The following is a 19,057-nucleotide window of genomic DNA, read 5'->3' as shown; positions in this document are numbered from 1 at the left end:
CCTCCAGCTTCGGGCTCAGACGGGGGGCGCCCCGGGCCCGCCGGGGGCCGAGAGCATCCTCCTCCCGCACCTCTCCAGGTCGAGGCCGAGGGCGTGGAGCGCCCTGCGGAGCTCGCTGCTCGTCAGCCTGGCCCTGGAGTGGGCCACCTTGAGCGTGAGCGGGTAGCCCTGCGCCCTCGGCAGGCTGAGCAGCGCCGAGACCACGCCCTCAGCCATGCTCCTCGCCTCGTCGTCGGAGTGCCTGGAGGCGTCGAAGGCCACCTCCACCTTGAGTATCGGCCCGTCCCTGTCGAGCCTCACGTAGAACTCCGCGATGCCCAGCCTCTCCTCGTAGAAGTCGTTGAGGTTCAACTCCTCAACGCCGGGGTTGGGGAAGAACGGCCCCCTCGTCTCCTTCCCCTCCAGCCTCCTGATCTCCGTCATGCCGTGGAGCACCTCCTGCTCCGTCCAGAAGGGCTCGACGGGCTCGGCTAGCCTGAGGTAGTAGACGTCCGGCAGCTTGCCCCCCGCGAGGAGGGTGGACCTGCTCGTCTTGGAGATGAATACCGGGGTCAGCCCCCTCCTCCAGGACTCCTCCAGGAGGAGCCTGAAGGCCATGACCTTCTCGACCCACTCGAGGAACGGGAGCCACCTGCCGTCCGCGCTCTCCAGCTTGTCGACGCCGAGCCTCTCCTCGACCAGGGAGAGCGTGGGGGGATCCCCGGCGCCGAGGAGGGCGGCCCTCCACACCCTGCCCCAGAGCTCCCCGTACATCCCCGCAGCGTCGGAGCCGAAGCCTAGCCTCTCCGCGGCGGCCCGCTCGACGTCCTGCATCCTCCTCTCATCCGGCGCCCCCGGCCTGTGGCGGCTGATTATGACCCTCAGGCTCCCGTCCCAGAGTATGAGGCCCCTCTCCGCCCTCGACGCCACCCTCGCTGTGGCGTAGGCTTCAAGCGTCTCCCTGTAGAGCCTGACCCTGTCCTCGTCGTAGACCGGCGGGACCACGACGCCCACGTCGGCCTCCTCGACCGGCGGGGATGCGAGGTCGAAGCCGCCGGGGCCGGGGGAGTAGAGGGAGGCCCAAGCCTTCACCGCGTAGAGCGTGTAGGCCTCGCACTTCTCCAGCCTCGAACCCCCGTCCTCGACGGCGTGGACCGGCACGCCATCCCCCCGGGGCGGGGGGAGCCTCCGGATCTTCCCCCTAACCTCCCTAACCTTCGGGGTGTCCTCCCTCTCGTAGAAGAGCTTGACTAGCCTGCGGATCCTCTCCCTCCTCCTCAGCGCCGCCTCGAGGAGGCTCGCCATTCACTCGCCACCCCCGCACTTCACCACGCTCACCCCGCCGGGCTTCGAGACGGTGCATATGGTGTCCGCGGCCTCCTTCACGTCCTCGTCGTGCGTCACCACTATAAGCTGCGGGATCCCGCCTCCCATCCTCTTGATAACCTCCACCAGCACCTTCCTCCTCTCCTCGTCGAGCTCAGCGGTGGGCTCGTCCAGGACGAGGAAGCCCGCGTTCAGGCTGGAGATCCTGCCGAGGGCGAGGGCGAACGCCAGAGCCACGGCGGTCTTCTCGCCTCCGCTCAGGCTGGAGAGGCTCGCCGTCTCCCCCTGGGAGCTCACGGCACTCACCTCGATGAGCGGCGTCCCCCTGCTGTCCTCGCTCGTCGAGATCACGACCGACCTGTACTCCAGGCCGAAGGACTCCAGGACCTCGTTCATCGCAGCCTCTAGCGAGGCGAGCCTCGCCTGGAGCAGCGTCCTGGGGATGGTCTTCTCCATCAGCTCCCTGAGCTTGAGGAGCTTCGCCAGCTGCCAGCGGGCCCTCTCAACCCTCCCGAGCTCCTCCCTGATCTCCCCGAGCCTCTCGCCGACCTGGGAGAGCCTCCCGCGGGCCTCGCCGAGCCTCCTAGACGCCTCGTCCCTCTCGGCCCTAAGCCTGTCAGCCTCGAGGGCGAGGGGCTCCAGGCTGCGGAGCCTCTCCTCAACCCCCCTCCTCTCGGCCAGCAGCCTCTCCCTCTCAGCCCTGAGGGCCTCGAGCCTCTCCTCCACGTTCCTCAGCCTAGCCGCGGCCTCGAGGGCCCTCCGGTACTCCGCCTCAACCCTCGCGCTAGCCTTGACGGCCTCGTAGACCGCCCTCAGCGCTTCCCCGGCGCTCGGGAGGCCGGCCTTGGAGGCCAGCTCCGCCTCGAGCTCCTCGACCCTGCGCCTCGCCGCCTCAGCCTCCTCCAAGGCCCTCCTCGCCGCCTCCCCCGCCTCCCTGGGGCCCGGGATCCCCTGGAGGCCGAGGGACGCTGCTAGCTCCCTAGCCCTGGCCCTCGCCGCCAGCGCCTTCTTGGCGGCGTCCTCCAGCCTCACCGCCTCAGCCTCCAGCTCCTCAGCCTCCAGCTGGGCACTCTCAGCTTCAGCCCTCGCCTCCTCGGCCCTCCTCCTCAGCTCCTCTACGCCCTCGCCCCCAGCCGCCTCCAGGCTGGCCTTGAGCCTCTCCGCGGCCGCCTCGATCAGCCTCGCCCTCTCCAGCGCCTCGCGCGCCCTGGCCTCCAGCCTCCTGGCCTCTGCCTCGAGCCTCCCAGCCTCCTCCTCGAGGCTCCTCGCCGACTCCACGAGCCTGGCCCTCAGCTCCCCCGCGCCGCCTCGTGGGAGGGGCTGGCCGCAGAGGGGGCACCTGTCGCCCCTCTCGCCCTTCAGGCTCTCGGCGTAGAGGAGCAGCCTCTCAGCGCTCCCCCTAGCCTTGGCGGCCCTGCTCGCCAGCCTCCCAGCCTCCTCCTCGAGGCCCTCAGCCTCCCGCCTGAGCCTCCCAGCCTCCGCCAGGGCCCTCTCTAGCACCTCGCCCGGCCCGCCGGCCGGGATCCCTGCGAGCCTGGCGAGCGCTGCGGCCTCCCGCTCGGCCCTCCCAGCCGCCTCCTCGGCGGCCCTGAGCCTCTCCTCAAGCCTAGCCTGCCTAGCCCTGGCATCCGCCAGCCTCCGCCTAGCCTCCTCGAGCCTAGACTTCACCGCTCCAAGCCTCTCCTCCGCCCAGGCGTGCTCGGCGAGCTCCCTCACCGCCTCCGCGAGCCTCGCCGCCTGCCTCGCCCTCGCCTCGGCCTCCTCGAGCCTGGCCCTCGCCCTCTCCAGCTCGGCGGCGAGCCCGGCGAGGCTGGCTAGCCTCGCGACCCTCTCCCGCTCCGCCTCCAGCTCGGCGAGCCTCGCCGCGGCCGGCTTCAGCCTCGCCTCCTCCGCCTCCAGGGCAGCCAGCTCCTCCTCGACGCTGCGGAGCCTCTCCTCGACAGCCTCGAGGGCGGCCTTGAGCCTCTCGTACTCCCCGCGGGCCTCCTCCGCCCTCCTCAGCCTCTCCTCGAGCCCCGCCAGCTTCTCCTCGAACTCCCTGACCTCCCTGAGCAGCGCGGCCCTAGCCGCCTCGAGCCTCCTCGCCTCGCTCCTCAGCTTCTCCTCTGCCGAGGAGAGCATCCTCAGGCTGCTCTGCGACGCGGTGAGCCTGTAGCCCTCGACCTCCACGTCGAGGTCCCTGAGCGCCTCCCCGGCCTTCCTGTAGGCGCTCGAGCCGAGGACGCTGTCGAAGAACCTGCTCCTCTCCTCGGGGGAGGTGGTGAGGTAGTCGATGATCTCCCTGAGGTAGCCCTGCCTGAGCACGAGGGCGTACTTCGCCGCCCCCCGCGCCTCCCTCAGCTCGGAGGCCGGGATCCCGAGGAGGTTGGCAACCGCCTTGGGGACCTCCCTAACGCCCGAGGCCTCGAGCCTCCCGTTCACCTTCAGCGTCATCGACCCGGTGCCTCCCCGCGGTATCGCAACGCTCACAACCGCCTCGCCGCCCGTGGCTGTGTCCTCGAGCCTCACCACGACCTCGGCCCTCGGCGCCCCCCTCCTGATCAGCAGGTCCCTCCTCGGCCCCCTCACGGTGTAGTCCCCCGTGAGGGCGAGGTAGACCGCGTCGACTATGCTACTCTTCCCGGCCCCGTTCTCGCCGACGAGGACGGTTACCCCCCTCTCGAGGCTGAGCCTGGTGGAGTGGTGGCTGAGGAAGTCCCTCAGCTCCACGCTCCTAATGATGAGGGTCACCGCAGCCACACCCCCAGGCCTCTGGGCGGCCTGGACTTGAGGATCCTCGACCAGGCCCCGTCGAACTTCCCGCTGAGAATCTCCCCCAGCAGCTCCCTCGCCTGCTCCTGGTCCCCGGCTAGGAGGGCCTCCTTCAGCTTCACTACGAGCGAGGCCAGCTCCCTGTCCCCGAGGATTGACTCTGCGACCTCCACCTCGCTCGCCCCGCCCGTGGGTGTAGCGTGCCTCGCCCGCGGCCTCTCCCTGCGGACAGCCACCACTCTAGCCACGACTCTGAAGTACTCCTCCGCCTTGCCGGTTACCTCCCTCACCACCCCCGACCTGGCGAGGGAGGGGTTCGGGGGCAGGGTGAGGTAGAGGTGCAGCAGCGTCGGCTTCCTCCTCCTCGGCACCCCCCTCAGCGCCTCCTCGATCGCCCTCAGGGCGTCCCTTAGGCTGGTGAGCCTAACCCTCGCGACTACGTGGCTCCTCGGCGGGTCCACCTTGATGCGCTGCAGCGAGGCCTCGCCGCTCGAGAGGTCCACGAGGATCGGCCCCCTCTTCTCGTCGTCCAGGTACCTGACCTCGTCGACCCTTATAGGGACGAGGGTGCCGGGGTAGGCGTGGGGCGGGATCCCGCCCGACCCCCCGCCCTCGTAGGGCCTGTGCACGTGGCCGAGGGCGACGTAGTCCACTGGAGGCAGCTGGGCCGGGTCGGCGACGGCGTCGTCTGGGACCGTGGCAGTTGAGAGGCCTATGTGGGCCGCGAGCACCACCCTGCCGTCCAGCCCCCTCGCCACGGCGCCGGCTGCCTCCAGCAGCCTCGCCACCGTCTGCCTCCGCCTCTCCGGCGACCCCCTCGTGAACGGCAGGACCATCACGTGGCCCCCGTTGACTCTAACCGTCATCTCCCTCATGATCTCGACGAACGGCTTCGCCGGGTCGGGGGTCGGGGCGTAAACGCCGTCGCCGGCCGCCTCCGCCACGAGCCTCACGCTCGGCACGTCCCTCCTCGCGGGCTGGTCGTGCTCCCCGGTCGCCAGCACCACCGGGATCCCCTCCTCTCTGGCGACGCGGCGCAACAGCCTGGTGACCTCGATGACGAGCCTGTTCTCCGGCCTCGGCCTGTCGAAGAGGTCCCCGGCTATGACTATGACGTCCGGCCTCTCCTTTACGAGCGCCTCCAGCGCCCCACTGAAGGCCTCCAGCGTGTCCTCGGGGTAGTCCTGGACCCCGAAGTGGTTGGCTCCAACGTGGATGTCAGCCATGTGGCCAACCAGCAAAGCCTCCAGCCTCCCCCGCAGCGTAGCCCCCGGCGGGGCCTATAGGGGACACCCGCCCCCGCGTGGCGCCGCCTCCCTTAAGAGGGGCCAGTAGTACTATTCAACAAGCCCAGGCCGGGGTGAGCGGGGGACCACCAAGGGATCGAGGCCCCGCCTCGGGGCCTGTGAAGCGGCCGCTAGACACTGACCGGCCACCCTGGGAGGCTCACCGGCCCCCCAGCCTTGCCTTGAGCCTCTCCCTGCACGGCTCGCACGGGACGGGCTCCAGCTCCACCGCTTCAATGGAGGGTGTGAGGGCGTCCACGGCTAGGAGCCTGTTGTAGGAGGGCTCCCCGACGCCCGTGACCAGCTTCAGCACCTCGAGCGCCTCGAGGGCGCCTACCAGCCCGACGGCTGGGCCGATGGCTGGCACCGGCTTCCCCGCCAGCTTCCCGGGAGCGAGGCAGGCGAGGCACGTCGTCACCCCCCTCTTCACGACGGTGAGCTGGCCGTGCCACCCGTCGACGGCTGCGTGGACCAGGGGGATCCCGGCGCTCCAGGCGTACTCGTCGAGGGCGAGCCTCGCCTCCCAGTTGTCGAGGCAGTCCACAACCACGTCGACATCCCCGATGGCCTCCCCGGCGCTCCCCGGGCGGATCCGGGCCTGGACGGGCCTAACCCTGACCCCGGGGTTCAACGCTCTAACCCTCCTCGCCGCCAGCACGGCCTTGGGGAGGCCCACGTCGCTGGCCTCGTAGAGGATCTGCCTGTTCAAGTTGTGCACCTCCACGACGTCCCCGTCGACCAGGACCAGCTCGCCGACCCCGGCGGCGGCGAGGTACAGGGCGACCGCGCTCCCGAGCCCCCCGAGGCCCACGACGGCCACTCGGGCCCTACCCAGCGCCTCCTGGCCCTCGCGGCCGATCAAGGAGAGCTGCCTAGCGTACCTCTCAAACCCGGAAGCACCGGAGCCCCCCGGCACCGCGAGCCCCTCGGGGGAGTGGCGGGGGCAAGCCGTAATAACGTGGGGCCAGAGGCCCCCAGAGGGCCTTCTGGCGCCGCCCGGGCTCTTGGCTTCATTTTAGGCGGGGGCCGCGCGTCGCGGGCGCTGGGCCCTCCGGGGCTTGCGGGGTGGCTGGTGCTGGCTAGGATTATGGTCTTCAACACGCTGGGCAGGAGGCTCGAGGTCTTCGAGCCCTTCAACCCCCCGCTGGTGGGGATGTACGTCTGCGGCCCCACGGTTTACGATGAGACGCACCTGGGCCACTTGAGGACTTTCATAGCGTTCGACGGCATCAAGCGGTACCTCCGCCTGGCCGGCTACGACGTCATCCACGTCCAGAACATTACTGACATCGACGACAAGATCATTAGGAGGGCGAGGGAGGAGGGGAGGGACTGGAGGGAGCTAGCCGACCACTACGCCAGGAGCTACCTCGAGGTCCTAGAGGAGGTCGGGGTCAGGGTCCACTACCACCCCAGGGTCACAGAGCACATAAGGGAGATCATAGACTTCATCCAGGTCCTGATCGATAAGGGATTCGCCTACGTCGCCCCCAGCGGCAGCGTCTACTTCGACGTTGACAAGTACATCTACTACGGGGAGCTGAGCGGCAGGCGCTCCAGGGAGCAGTGGAGGCAGGAGGAGGAGTTCGCCGCGGAGAAGAGGCACCCCTACGACTTCGCCCTCTGGAAGGCGGCGAAGCCCGGGGAGCCCTGGTGGGAGAGCCCCTGGGGCAGGGGGAGGCCCGGGTGGCACATCGAGTGCAGCGTGATGAGCACTAGGTTCCTCGGGGAGAGGATCGACATCCACGGCGGAGCCCAGGACCTCATCTTCCCCCACCACGAGAACGAGAAGGCTCAGAGCGAGGCCGCGCTGGGCGTGAGGCCCTGGGTCAGGTACTGGCTCCACGCGGGCTACCTGACCATCCGCGGGGAGAAGATGAGCAAGAGCCTAGGCAACATCATACCCGCGAGGGAGGCGCTCAAGAAGTGGGGCCCCAGGGCGGTCAGGCTCTGGATCCTCAGCACCCGCTACCGCGCCCAGATGGACTACAGCGAGCAGGCGCTCGAGGAGGCAAGGGAGCTAGCTGAGAGGCTAAGCAGGGCGGCGCAGCTCGTCTCAAGGCTCGCCAGGCAGCTCGGCCCCGCGCACTCCATCACCGACAAGGAGCTAGCGGTGGCCAGGAAGCTCACAAGGGACCTCAAGGGCTTCCACGAGGAGATGGCCAAGGACTTCAACATGTCGGGGGCGCTCAGGCACGTCCGCTCCACCCTCTCCACCATATTCGAGGACGTAGCCTCCACCACCAACTCAGCCCTAGCACTCCTAGCACTCGACAACCTCAGGGCATACAACGAGGTACTAGGCGTCATAGACGAGGAGCTCTCCCAAGCCCACTGGGAGCAAGCAATCCCCCTAGACCAGCTCGTCGACCTAATAGTCGAGGTGAGGAGCGAGCTGAGGAAGATGAAGATGTACCAGCTAAGCGACGCCATAAGAGAGAAGCTCATGAAGCTAGGCATAAGGCTACTAGACTACAAGGACCGCACCGAGTGGTACATCGAACGCCAAAGCTAACCCCCTCCAGCCCCGCAGGGTTAAAACTAAACCCCCCACCACGCCGCGGCTACAACGGGGAGGCGGCGGGCCCGTAGCCTAGCCAGGACAGGGCGCCGGCCTTCTAAGCCGGCGGTCCCGGGTTCAAATCCCGGCGGGCCCGCCACTTCAAGCCACTCCCCATTAAAAGCTCCCCATTAAAAATGGATAGAAATTGAATGCAATCCCTCTTTTACAAGAGCTTCCATATTTCATTCGAGAGACCCGGCAATAACCTTTCTGCATACGTGGAGGCCGCGAGCTAGGAATGAATGAATGCATTGGCTTCAAAGCAAATTTCTAAGATCTACGTGGATGTCTACCCAACTCACCAATACTGCCCGCCCTTTGTGCGACGTGAAGCATTTAAACTAATTCTGTCAAGTTAACTTCAAATAGTGGGGGGCAATGATTAATCTAAGAAGCTTTCTGCGAAGAGTAGGCAGACGCTATATCAACGTTGAATTCGATCACTTAACCCTCGTAAGGATGACTGGCTTGTTTAGTGAGATATTGTTTTTCAGATATTTATTGAGTAGTGTATGCCCACAACCAAGGCGTGACAAGGGCGAACGCTATATGCTGATCTTTTCTCATAGCTACCCTTGGAATAAATGTCTTACACACAGTATTGCAGTAGAGAAGTTAGCAGTAAAATACGGTATGCGAGGAGCAAACCTAATAGGAGCCCTTTGGGCAAAACATTACTCTGCCAGTATACATGAGATTTTAGGCGGCGTGAACCGCTTATTTGGAGGCTACATCTTCAGCGACTTCATACCGCTTCTTCCATGCAAATCCTACAAGCTAAGAATAGTGAAGCCGGACCAGATCTGGATAAAGCCTGAGGATTTGCCTGAAATATTAGGGTTCTACATCGATTTATTCACCGAATATGTTTTGTTTGAAGAACAAAATGATGACAGAGATCAAATCATTGAAAATAATATTAAGGTAGTCGACTTTTCCTCGGATATAAATTTATTTAAAATAATTATAGAATCAAAGTATAGGCCGGATGTTGTTTGCATGTACTTCCATGAGGTGGGGGACTGGGAAATAGTTTTGGAAAAGAAGCGTAACAGGTTTGGGGAAGAAGCTGATATAAAGGAAATAAATGTAAAGGTCGTTAAACCATACAAAGTGTATATAGTAGAGGTAAAATCCTCTAATCCTTTTAATGATAGTTCTTATACAATTAGCCAGAAGAAGTTCATTGAAGCCTTCAAGAGGGAGAAGCAAAAGTATGGGGATAAATACGAATTCATCGTGGTGTACATACCCTTTGGGGAGACATTAAACCGCTTATGGTATGAGGTATACGTTTCTAACAGCTAATTTACCTCCTGTAGTCTTGGCTCTCGTTCAGGGCGCTGGCATAGAGGAGCGAACAACCCTAACATTGGCTGCTTAAGACTTCGCGGTAGATTGATGATTATGATGCCAGGCGGGGCAGGCTTGCTTCCTCACGCCTAGGAGCCGGGGGTTGCCGAGGAGGTGGCTCCGTGGAGTTGCTCGAAGAGGCTCCAGTACCTCAAGTCTATTACACGCGTTGTTTTCAGGTCGGTCTCCAGGTGCTTTATTATTTCACCGTACTTTCCCTTCTCGTACCAGTCCTTCACGTCGACGCCTTTGCCGTGAAGCTCGGGTATGTTGAACCCTGCTTCCCGGAGTTTGCTAGCTAGGTAGCCGAGGGTTAGCCCCTGAAACCTCATGTTGTTGACTGGCAGGGCTGCCTGGAAAAGGTCCCTGGTGAAGGTGTCGTACCACAGCCTGTTTAGCTCGGCTACACTGCCTACTCCATACTCTGCACCCTTCTGTATGAGGAGGGGAATGTCGAACCTGAGCACGTTAAACCCCACTACCTCAATGGACTTTACCTTCCCGCCACGCCTGGCCCGGATTAGTCCCTTGAGGTAGTCGTAGAATTCCTTGACTACATTGCGCTCGCTTCCCAGCTCCCACTCAGTGAAGTACCGACACTTGACCCGGCCCCACTCTCCAGCCGAGTCTGGCGCGTAGGGCGTCCAATCCTCCAGGACGCCGACGGCGATTACCCTTTCTTCAGTGAATGAGGCACCCTTTCTGGGCCTGTAGGTTTCAACGTCGAGGTACAGCCTCAACTTCCCCGCCCTGCGGAGCGGGGGGCAGTAGTACCTTATTGACGCCTCCCCACCGGTCTCTTCGGGGCTTGGCGGGGGTCCCTTCAAGCCTTCCCCTCGGGTGTGTTTCGAGCCTCGGCTATGGGGCTTGGGGTTTGCCGTGTTTGGGTGGTTCTTCCAGCGCGAAGCTGGTGCGGGCTTCCTGATATAAGTGGTGTTCTTGGCGTTTGCCTGGGTTGGTTATGGAGTCAGTCATTTAATTGAATCGGTGCACCCTCATATTTTGGGAGGTGTATCCAGGCTTGGGGGCCTCGGCTGCGGGGGGCCTCAGGGAGCTGCTGGTGAAGGCGGGGGAGTTCCACGGGCACATATGCCCGTACCTCGCGCTCGGCGTTAAGATGTCCGTTATCGCCATGGAGAAGCTTGGGGTTGGGAGGACTGACGGGTTGCACGAGGACCTCCTCGCTATCGTGGAGGCTAATAACTGCATGGTTGACGGGGTCCAGGTCGTCACGGGTTGTACTTTCGGGAACAACTCCCTGATCTACCTGGACCTCGGGAAGAACGCCCTCACGCTCGTCAGGAGGAGCGACTGGAGGGGCGTCAGGGTGTACTTCGACGCTGAGGAGGTGAGGAGGAAGTACTTCGACCCGGAGGCGGTTGAGCTCTTCAGAAAGGTCGTGGCGAGGAGGGAGGGCACGAGGGAGGAGGCGGCGAGGCTGAGGAGGCTCTTCGAGGAGATCTCCTGGAGGATACTGGAGGAGATGGGGGAGGACGAGTTCAAGGTAGAGCACGTAAGGGTCGACCCGATCGAGAGGGCCCCCGTCTTCGAGAGCGTGAGGTGCAGGCGCTGCGGGGAGCTGGCGATGGCCACCCGGGTCAAGGGCGGGCTCTGCCTCAGGTGCCTCGGCACCTACTACGGCGTCGTGGGCAGGGGGATCGTGAAGATCGTTAACGGGAGGATTGTGGAGGTGGTCTAGCGTGGAGAGGAGGCTGGCGGCCGTAGTCCTCGCGGTGGTCATCCTCCTAGCGGCCTCCGCGTCCTGGTGGTACCACGGCCGGGGGGGCGTGGGGCAGGCCGCCGCTACTACCCCAGCCGCGGGGGCCGCCGCCACGAGTACGACTACGGGGGCGCCCGCGCAAACCACGACGCAGGCGCCTGCGCAGGCCGCGCAGCAGTACAGGGTGGTGGTCGACCTCGCCGGGAGGGAGGTCAGGGTCCCGGTGAGGGTTGAGAGGGTTGTGGCCGTCGGCCCCGGGGCGCTGAGGCTGATAGTCTACCTCAACGCCTCCGACAAGGTGGTGGGGATTGAGGAGTGCGAGAAGCGCTGGGGCCCCGTGGGTAGGCCCTACATCATGGCCCACCCCGAGCTCCTCGACCTGCCGGTGATAGGCCCCGGGGGGCCGGGGGTCAGGCTCCCCGACCTCGAGGCCGTCGTGAAGGTGAAGCCTGACGTGATCTTCATGACCTACGTCGACGCGAAGACTGCTGACGACATCCAGGCCAAGACAGGGATCCCCGTCGTCGTCCTTAGCTACGGCAAGCACGCGACGTTCTCCTCGGAGCCCCTGTTCAAGTCCCTAATGCTCGCAGGGGAGATCCTCGGGAAGGAGGAGAGGGCCAGGCAGGTGGTGGAGTTCATCAAGTCCACTCTGGAGGACCTCGAGAAGCGCACGGAGGGCGCCGTGAGCCCGACGGTCTACGTGGGCGGCGTCGGCTACAAGGGGATGCACGGCATTGAGAGCACTGAGGCCAAGTGGCCCCCCTTCGTGGCAGTCCACGCGAGGAGCCCCGTGGACGAGCTCGGCACGGGCCACTTATTCGTGGATAAGGAGCAGATACTGGAGTGGGACCCCGATGTCATATTCATAGACGAGGGGGGCCTCAAGCTGGTCATGGACGACTACGAGGAGAACCCCGACTTCTACAACTCCCTCACAGCCTTCAGGGAGGGGAGGGTCTACACGGTGCTGCCCTTCAACTTCTACGCGACCAACATCGGGACGGCCCTGGCGGACGCCTACTTCGTCGGGAAGGTGCTCTACCCTGACCGGTTCAGCGACGTCGACCCCGTGGAGAAGGCGGACGAGATATACACCTTCCTCGTGGGCAAGCCCGTCTACAGGGAGATGGCTGAGAAGTACGGCGGCTTCGGGAGGCTCGTGATAGTGAACGGGACCCTCACGTTCCAGCCGCTCACCTTCAAGGCGGAGGGGGCCGGCGGGGAGGCCGGCTACGACCCGGGTAGCCCGAGGCTCCTGGTGGACCTCGCCTGTGTCGGGGGCAGCCCGGCGGCCGTGAGCCTGGCTGGGTTCGAGGCCGCCTCCCAGGCGACGGCGGGCAATGGCTACTCCGACATCACGGGCTTCCCCGGCGGCTGCCACGCGGCCGGGGAGGCCCTGGACGGCGTTGCAGAGGCCCGGTGGTGGGGCGGCAGGACCCGCGTGGCTCCCGGGGATTAGGGTATGGCTGGGGACATTCTAGCGGCTTACGAGGGCTACGTGGCTAGGAAGGCTTTACTCGGGGCCTCCCTCCTAGCGTTAATAGTCCTGGTCGGCCTCTACTCCCTCTCCCACGGCTCCTACGACCTCTCCATCCGCGAGGCCGTGGACTGCCTCCTCGGCGGCTGCGGCGGCCGGGCGCGCCTCGTGGTGTGGGAGATCAGGCTGCCCAGGATCGTGGCCGCGGTGCTCGTGGGGGGCTCGATGGCTGTAGCTGGCGCGGTGATGCAGGGCTTCCTGAAGAACCCCCTCGCCACCCCGTTCACCATGGGGGTCTCCCACGGGGCAATGTTCGGGGCCTGCCTCGCGATAGCGCTCGGGGCGGGCTACGAGGAGAGCAGCGGCAGGACCGTGCTCCTCAACCCCTACTCCACGGTTCTCTTCGCCTTCCTCGGGGCGATGGCTGGGACGGTGGTCATCCTCACCCTTGCCAGGCTCAGGGGGCTGAGCCCCCAGGCGATGATACTTGGGGGGATGGCGATGGCCTCCCTCTTCTCAGCGCTCACCACGCTGCTCGAGTACTTCGCCAGCGAGCTCGAGCTGGCGGCGATGGTGCACTGGAGCTTCGGCGACCTCGGCAGGGCCACGTGGAGGGAGGACGCGGTGATGCTCGCGGTGTTCGCCCCCGTCTTCGCCTACTTCACCCTCAAGGGCTGGGACTTGAACGCCACCCTGATGGGGGACGACGTGGCGAGGTCCCTGGGCGTGGACGTTAGGAGGGTGAGGCTCGTGTCGGCCTTCCTGGCCTCCCTCCTGACGGCTGTGAGCGTCGCCTTCGTCGGGGTGATAGGCTTCGTGGGCCTCATAGCGCCCCACGCGGTGAGGCTCGTCGCGGGCGGCGACTACCGGCACCTCATCCCCCTCTCCACCCTGGCGGGGGCCCTGCTCCTCCTCGCCGCCGACACCGTGGCGAGGCTCGTGATGGCCCCAGTGACTCTCCCGGTCGGGGTGGTCACCTCCTTCCTCGGGGCCCCCCTCTTCCTCTACCTCCTCGTGAGAATGGAGGGGAGAGCATGAAGCCGGTGGAGGTTGAGGGGCTCCACTACTCCTACAACGGGAGGCCCGTCCTTAGGGGGGTGAGCCTAGAGGCCCGGGAGGACGAGTTCCTGGTCATACTCGGCCCCAACGGGGCGGGCAAGTCGACGCTCCTCAAGTGCATCGCCGGCCTCCTACAGTGCCGGGGGGTCAGGATCTACGGGAGGCCCGTGGAGGCCTACAGCAGGGGGGAGCTGGCCGGGATCCTGGCCTACGTGCCCCAGAGGGTCGAGCCCACGCCACTAACGGTCTTCGACACCGTCCTCCTCGGCAGGAGGCCCTACATGGGCCTCAGGCCCTCACTGAGGGACCTGGAGGCCGCGAGGAGGGCGATCGAGGCGCTCGGCATCAGCCACCTCGCCCTCAGGCCCACAAGCACGCTGAGCGGCGGGGAGCTGCAGAAAGTCGCACTGGCCAGGGCGCTGGCCCAGGAGCCCAGGATCCTCCTCCTCGACGAGCCCACGAACAACCTGGACATCAAGAGCCAGCTGGAGGTCATGAGGATAGCGAGGGGCTTCGCCGACTCGGGCGGCGTCGTGGTAGCGGTGATGCACGACGTCAACCTGGCGCTACGCTTCGGCGACAGGTTCATATTCATGAAGAACGGGAGGATAGCAGCCAACGCCCGGAGGGGAGAGGTCAAGCCGGAGATATTCGAGGAGGTGTACGGCGTGAAAGCCGAGCTGGTAGAGGTCAACGGGGCCCCCATCATCCTCCCCCTCCCCGACCCCGCCGTGCAAGCGCCTCTCCCCCGCAGGGGCTCCCCGCGGTAGGCCAGCCAGCCTCCTCCCCGCAGCCGGCGGGGCAGCTCCGGGAGGCCCTGCGTAAACGGTATTCACCCGGGCTGGGGAGCCTTGTCAGAGTAGCCCGGGAGGGTGGTAGGTCTTATCCGGAATTTTGAAGTCACGGGTTGAGATGGCGAGGCTTGCGCGTGAGTGGAGGGTGTGGACGCGCAGGATAGCTGTGGCCGCGGAGAGGGTGCTGGGCGAGTGCAGGGTCTACGTCTTCGGCAGCGTCGCCGAGGGCAGGGCGACTGGCGGCAGCGACGTAGACGTGCTGATAGTATCCGAGAACGTGCCCCGCAGGGCTAGGGATAGGTGGGAGGCCATAGCGAGGATCGAGGAGGAGGCCGGGCTACCCCCATTCCACCCCTACGAGATACACCTCGCCAGCAGCGAGGAGGCCGAGTGGTACTACAGACACGCCCGCAGGATGATACTGGTACACCCAACCCGCCAGCCGCGCAACGCCTAGGAGCCGCCCTGGCGGCGGGGATCCCCGCACTCTTGGGGGTTGGGGGCCGGCTTCGGGGCGCCTTCTGGACGCTGGGGCCTGGCTGTTAGGGGGCCTTCGGGCGTGGCTGCCTGGCTCCTAGGCCTAGGAGGCCCTTCCTGCCCTTCGGGGCTTTGACGGCGTAGATTGCTTCTATCCTCCTCGGCGAGCCGTCCTCGCAGGTCCCAACCATTTTGCCCACGTAGTCGCCCGGCTTGTACTCCCTCTCCACGGTTTTGGAGCCGCAGGCCTCGATGGTGACTAGCCTCCTCTCCTCCTCCGCCTCCTCCTCCCTCTCCTTCATCTGGAGTAGCATGTATAGTGTGGTGACGGTTAGGAATAGTAGCATGAGGGCGTTGAGCCAGGCTGGGGTCTCGCCCTGGGGGGTGAGTGGCAAGGCTAGGCCACCCCCACGGTATTCCCTATCCCGGCGACTATGACTAAGTCGCCGGGCCTCGCCTCGCTCCTCACTATCTCCTTCACCCTCTCCACAGCCCTCCTGGCGGCCTCGTATATCTCCTTCTTCATGGCCGTTATCGCCTCCTCCTCCGACATCTTGACCACCACCGCCCTCAGCGGGATCCCGTGCTCCGCCGCGACCCTCTCGAACCTTATCTTCTCCGGGCCGGGGTCGCCAATCGCGGCCCCGACGCCCTCCGCGATGGAGCCCGTCTCCTCCCCCTCAAGCTTCAGGGCGGCGTCGACGGTGACTATGAGGGAGGGCTTCACCCCGCGCCTCACGTAGTCCGTGACAAGCTTCTCGACGGCGAGGCCTGGCCTGCCGACGCTTGAAGCCGGCCCCTTCGCCTTGACTAGCACCAGCCTCCTGCCCTCGAAGTCCACCTCGGAGGCGACGGTCTCCTCCTCGACCTCCCTCCACTCCGCCTGGGGGCCGGCGAGCATCGAGGCGACGAGCGGGCCGGCGCCGTCGCCGACCGGGACGCCCTTCAGGAAGTCCTCCATGGCGTTCCTGTACGTCTTGGCTACCCTGAGTATCTGCGGCATCACGAGCTGGAGCTGCATTATGAGCACCCAGTTCCTCGTCTTCTCCCCGTAGAGGAGGAGGTGCCTCACGTACTTGTAGATGAAGTTAAGGGCACCCGCTATCTCCCCCGCGGTCTCCGCCCTGCTCCTCACGTACTCGTCCGCCTCCGGCATGGCGTCGCGGAAGAGGTTCTTGAGCCTCAGCCTCCTCACGCTGAAGAGGTGGTCCATCCTCTTGATTATATCCACTGGCTCGATGTCGACAGGTGAGATCACGAAGAAGTCTATGACCTTCGAGAGGGTCTCATCCACGTTCCGGGCCCTGTTCTCCAGCATGAACTTCCTCGTCTTCTCCCTCGCCTCAAGCGCCATGGCCTCCAGAACGGCGAGCTTCGCCTTGATGCCCCCCTTCCACATGTAGACCTGGAACCTCTGGTTGGCCCCGAGGAAGAGCAGGATGAATATTATCAGGAAGACTAACTGGCTTATCGCTGATATCCAGTCTGGGAGGCTGGCGTCGCCCCCCGTCTGGAGCAGCGTTGCCGGCACTTGAACGGTACCCCCGAGCCCTCGCTGCTCCCCGTCGAGGTTTTTCAATGCTTAGCTTAACAAGCCCTCCCTCGTGGTCACTATGACCTCGTCCTCGAGTATGACGAAGGTGTGCTCGAACTGGGCCACGACCCCCCGCCCGGCCTCGACCAGCACCGGGTAGGCGTGGAGCACCCCCTTCGCGGCGAGCCTCCTAGCTATCGAGTCCGCCCTCTCCGCCCCCAGCTCGCCTGCGAGCCAGCGGGGCGTGAAGGGGAGGGTCTTGAACCTCTCCCTCACCAGCTCCAGCGCCCTCGCCTCCTCCTCGCTCAGCGCAACGCGGGGGCTGCGGCCGGTGTAGGAGTAGATGTTCACGGTGCTCCCCTCCACCACGAAGCCCCTCCCGTTGGTGCCGAAGGGCTCGATGGCCACTATCATGCCGGGGCGGAGCCTCTGCACGATCATAGCCCTATCCGGGTAGTTGGGGATGCTCAGCCCGGCGTGGACCATGTACCTCCCGATGCTGTGGCCCGAGAGGTTCCTCACCGGCTTGAACCCGTGGCGCCTGATCGTCGACTGTATCACCCTCCCAATGTCGTACACCCTCACCCCGCTCCTCACGATCCCCGCCGCTGCGTCAAGCGCCTCCCTCACCGCCTTGAGGAGCGCCTCGCTCCCGCCGCCCAGGTCGACGGTCAGGGCGGTGTCAGCTATCCACCCGTCCACGTGCGCCCCGACGTCGACCTTTACGACGGCCCCCTTGGGTATGATGACGTCGTCGAGCGCGCCGGGAGTGTAGTGCGCGGCGACCTCGTTGATGCTGATGTTGCAGGGGAACGCCGGCTGGGCCCCCGAGTTCACGATGTACTGCTCGACCCTCTCGCAGATCCTCCTGGCGCTCTCCCCCTCCTGCACGAGGGACGCGCCGTAGTCCCTCGCCTTAGCGGCGACCCTGCCGGCCTCCACGAGCTTCTTCACAGCCTCCTCGTCGAGCACCCCGGCCACCGCGGAGCCCCTCCCGCCCGCGAGGGGGCGGGTTAAGGGTTATAGTGCATGGTTTAGCAGCGAGTAGAGTGGAGGGGTGGAGGGCTTGGGGTACCTGGTCTACTACGGCCACTCGGCGTTCGAGCTAGGGGTTGACGGGAAGAAGATCCTGATAGACCCGTGGCTCAGCAACCCGCTCTCCCCGGTGAAGCCCGAGGACGTGACGGGCGTCGACCTGGTGGTCCTCACCCACGGCCACGACGACCACGTCGGGGACGCGGTCACCATCCTCAGGAGGAACCCGGGCGCGAAGCTCGTGGCGATCTACGAGCTCGCGAACCACGTCGCCGCTAAGGCCAGGGCTGAGGACAGGGCGGTCGGGGGCAACATGGGCGGCCCGATGCACGTCGACGGCCTCAGGATAGCGCTTGTGCCGGCGAACCACAGCAGCCCCATAGGGGCGCCGACGGGGGTGGTGATCCAGTCCAGCGAGGGCACCGTGTACCACGCGGGCGACACTGGGCTCATGAGCGAGATGCAGTTCATAGGGGAGATATACAAGCCCGACATCGCCCTGCTCCCGATAGGCGGCCACTTCACCATGGACCCAGTCGAGGCCGCGAAGGCCGTCGAGCTGCTGAAGCCCAAGGTCGCCATCCCGATGCACTACGCCACCTTCCCAGTCCTCTACGGGAAGCCGGAGGAGTTCAAGAGGCTCGTCGAGGAGAGGGCGCCCGGCGTGGAGGTAGTCATCCTGAAGCCCGGGGAGAGGTACGAGTTCAGCTTCAAACACTAACCCCCGCGGGGGGCTGGCTCTGTTTTTACCTCCCTCCACGCTGAGTTCTCTGAGGGTCCTCATGGGGTGGCGTGGCCGGGACGTTATCAGCGTCCTCGACTTCACGCGTGACGACTTGGAGGAGCTGTTCAGGGAGGCCGACAGGGCCCGGAGGGGAGGCTTGAGGGGGTCCCTGGAGGGGTTCATTGTAGCCCTCGCCTTCTTCGAGCCCTCGACTAGGACTAGGCTGAGCTTCGAGTCCGCCGCGAAGAGGCTCGGGGCGGAGACGATCGGGTTCACGAGCGAGGAGGCGACGAGCGTCGCGAAGGGGGAGAGCCTCCACGACACCGTTAAGATGCTCGACTCCTACGCGGACGCCATAGTCATCAGGCACAGGTACGAGGGGGCCGCCCTCTACGCCGCGGAGGTGGCGGAGCACCCGGTGATCAACGCCGGGGACGGGAGGAGCAGGCACCCAACCCAGGCATTCCTCGACCTCTACACGGTGAGGGACCTCTTCGGCAGCCCCGAGGGGCTCGTCTACACTATCCTCGGGGACCTGAGGTACGCCAGGGCGGCGGCGAGCCTCATCGAGGCCCTCACCATCTACAAGCCCCGCAAGCTCTACCTGGTCTCGCCCCCCCTCCTCGCGCCGAGGAGGGAGCACCTAGACCTCCTCGAGAGGAGCGGGGTCCCCTACGAGGTCCTCGAGAGCGTGGATGAGGTCATAGGGGAGACGGACGTGCTCTACGTGGTCAGGGTGCAGAGGGAGAGGTTCCCCGATCCACACGAGTACGAGAAGGTTAGGGGGAGCTACAAGGTCACCCCCGAGCTCCTGGAGAAGGCGAAGCCCACCCTCAAAATCCTCCACCCACTCCCCCGCGTCGACGAGGTGGACCCCAGGGTGGACTCGACGCCCCACGCTGCCTACTTCCACCAGGCAAGCCTAGGCGTCCCCCTAAGAATGGCCCTCCTCAAACTCGTACTCAAGGGGTGACCC

Annotated in this window: 16 protein-coding genes, 1 tRNA gene and 1 pseudogene; 10 read left to right on the top strand and 8 right to left on the bottom strand. The window is 65.2% G+C overall.

The window, feature by feature from the left end:
* Window positions 1-15: 15 nt before the first annotated feature.
* From ACYQ3J_RS00175 to ACYQ3J_RS00160, 4 genes are all read right to left on the bottom strand, one after another.
* Window positions 16-1,284 carry a DNA double-strand break repair nuclease NurA gene (locus ACYQ3J_RS00175; RefSeq protein ID WP_460122830.1) on the bottom strand — a complete coding sequence of 423 codons (1,269 nt, stop codon included), beginning with the start codon at window positions 1,282-1,284 and terminating at the stop codon, window positions 16-18.
* The gene (locus tag ACYQ3J_RS00170) at window positions 1,285-4,035 is read right to left on the bottom strand and encodes an AAA family ATPase (protein ID WP_460122827.1); all 2,751 of its coding nucleotides are present in this window, start codon (window positions 4,033-4,035) and stop codon (window positions 1,285-1,287) included. It lies immediately after the preceding gene.
* Window positions 4,032-5,297: a metallophosphoesterase family protein gene (locus tag ACYQ3J_RS00165; RefSeq protein WP_460122824.1), complete on the bottom strand. Its 1,266-nt coding sequence runs from the start codon at window positions 5,295-5,297 to the stop codon at window positions 4,032-4,034. Before ACYQ3J_RS00165 ends, ACYQ3J_RS00170 begins: the two co-directional genes overlap by 4 nt.
* Before the next feature lie 205 nt (window positions 5,298-5,502).
* Window positions 5,503-6,258: a HesA/MoeB/ThiF family protein gene (locus ACYQ3J_RS00160; RefSeq protein ID WP_460122820.1), complete on the bottom strand. Its 756-nt coding sequence runs from the start codon at window positions 6,256-6,258 to the stop codon at window positions 5,503-5,505.
* 171 nt (window positions 6,259-6,429) lie between these two features.
* On the opposite strand from ACYQ3J_RS00160, the gene cysS reads away from it, so the two are divergent.
* The 3 genes from cysS to ACYQ3J_RS00145 all read left to right on the top strand — a co-directional run bounded on the left by cysS (window position 6,430) and on the right by ACYQ3J_RS00145 (window position 9,213).
* Entirely contained in the window at window positions 6,430-7,857 is a 1,428-nt protein-coding gene (cysS, locus tag ACYQ3J_RS00155) for a cysteine--tRNA ligase (protein WP_460124502.1), read from the top strand.
* A gap of 67 nt (window positions 7,858-7,924) precedes the next feature.
* Window positions 7,925-8,002: transfer RNA gene (locus tag ACYQ3J_RS00150), tRNA-Arg, on the top strand.
* Window positions 8,003-8,364: 362 nt separating this feature from the next.
* Window positions 8,365-9,213: a hypothetical protein gene (locus ACYQ3J_RS00145; protein WP_460122817.1), complete on the top strand. Its 849-nt coding sequence runs from the start codon at window positions 8,365-8,367 to the stop codon at window positions 9,211-9,213.
* A 134-nt stretch (window positions 9,214-9,347) separates the two neighbouring features.
* On the opposite strand, the gene ACYQ3J_RS00140 is transcribed toward ACYQ3J_RS00145, so the two are convergent.
* Entirely contained in the window at window positions 9,348-10,085 is a 738-nt protein-coding gene (locus ACYQ3J_RS00140) for a 3'-5' exonuclease family protein (protein ID WP_460122813.1), read from the bottom strand.
* A 194-nt stretch (window positions 10,086-10,279) separates the two neighbouring features.
* On the opposite strand from ACYQ3J_RS00140, the gene ACYQ3J_RS00135 reads away from it, so the two are divergent.
* The 5 genes and pseudogenes from ACYQ3J_RS00135 (at window position 10,280) to ACYQ3J_RS00115 (ending at window position 14,768) form a co-directional block, all read left to right on the top strand.
* Entirely contained in the window at window positions 10,280-10,957 is a 678-nt protein-coding gene (locus ACYQ3J_RS00135) for an FmdE family protein (RefSeq protein ID WP_460122810.1), read from the top strand.
* Window positions 10,958-11,045: 88 nt separating this feature from the next.
* Window positions 11,046-12,161: pseudogene (locus tag ACYQ3J_RS00130) on the top strand (iron ABC transporter substrate-binding protein); the annotation flags it as partial.
* Between the two features lie 282 nt (window positions 12,162-12,443).
* Window positions 12,444-13,496 carry a FecCD family ABC transporter permease gene (locus ACYQ3J_RS00125; RefSeq protein WP_460122807.1) on the top strand — a complete coding sequence of 351 codons (1,053 nt, stop codon included), beginning with the start codon at window positions 12,444-12,446 and terminating at the stop codon, window positions 13,494-13,496.
* Entirely contained in the window at window positions 13,493-14,287 is a 795-nt protein-coding gene (locus tag ACYQ3J_RS00120) for an ABC transporter ATP-binding protein (protein ID WP_460122804.1), read from the top strand. Before ACYQ3J_RS00125 ends, ACYQ3J_RS00120 begins: the two co-directional genes overlap by 4 nt.
* Before the next feature lie 142 nt (window positions 14,288-14,429).
* Window positions 14,430-14,768 (top strand): nucleotidyltransferase domain-containing protein, encoded by a 339-nt coding sequence (locus ACYQ3J_RS00115; RefSeq protein WP_460122801.1) that lies wholly within the window; start codon window positions 14,430-14,432, stop codon window positions 14,766-14,768.
* 85 nt (window positions 14,769-14,853) lie between these two features.
* Here the strand turns inward: ACYQ3J_RS00115 and ACYQ3J_RS00110 are convergent, their stop codons facing one another.
* Genes ACYQ3J_RS00110 through map form a run of 3 tightly spaced genes read right to left on the bottom strand, consistent with a single transcriptional unit; the run spans window position 14,854 to window position 17,303 of the window.
* Window positions 14,854-15,183: a hypothetical protein gene (locus ACYQ3J_RS00110; RefSeq protein ID WP_460122798.1), complete on the bottom strand. Its 330-nt coding sequence runs from the start codon at window positions 15,181-15,183 to the stop codon at window positions 14,854-14,856.
* A gap of 2 nt (window positions 15,184-15,185) precedes the next feature.
* Window positions 15,186-16,319: a DUF1512 domain-containing protein gene (locus ACYQ3J_RS00105; protein ID WP_460122795.1), complete on the bottom strand. Its 1,134-nt coding sequence runs from the start codon at window positions 16,317-16,319 to the stop codon at window positions 15,186-15,188.
* A gap of 51 nt (window positions 16,320-16,370) precedes the next feature.
* Window positions 16,371-17,303 carry a type II methionyl aminopeptidase gene (map, locus tag ACYQ3J_RS00100; RefSeq protein WP_460122792.1) on the bottom strand — a complete coding sequence of 311 codons (933 nt, stop codon included), beginning with the start codon at window positions 17,301-17,303 and terminating at the stop codon, window positions 16,371-16,373.
* 85 nt (window positions 17,304-17,388) lie between these two features.
* Here map and ACYQ3J_RS00095 point away from each other — a divergent pair, with 85 nt between their 5' ends.
* Window positions 17,389-18,078, top strand: a complete 690-nt coding sequence (locus ACYQ3J_RS00095; protein WP_460124499.1) for a metal-dependent hydrolase — start codon at window positions 17,389-17,391, stop codon at window positions 18,076-18,078.
* 61 nt (window positions 18,079-18,139) lie between these two features.
* Window positions 18,140-19,054, top strand: coding sequence for an aspartate carbamoyltransferase (gene pyrB, locus ACYQ3J_RS00090; protein WP_460122789.1), 915 nt, complete (start codon window positions 18,140-18,142; stop codon window positions 19,052-19,054).
* Window positions 19,055-19,057 lie beyond the last annotated feature (3 nt).

It is taken from the genome of Stetteria hydrogenophila, from assembly GCF_054657575.1.
The sequence above is the reverse complement of the archived record's forward strand: the minus strand, read 5'-3'. Positions and strand labels throughout refer to the sequence as shown.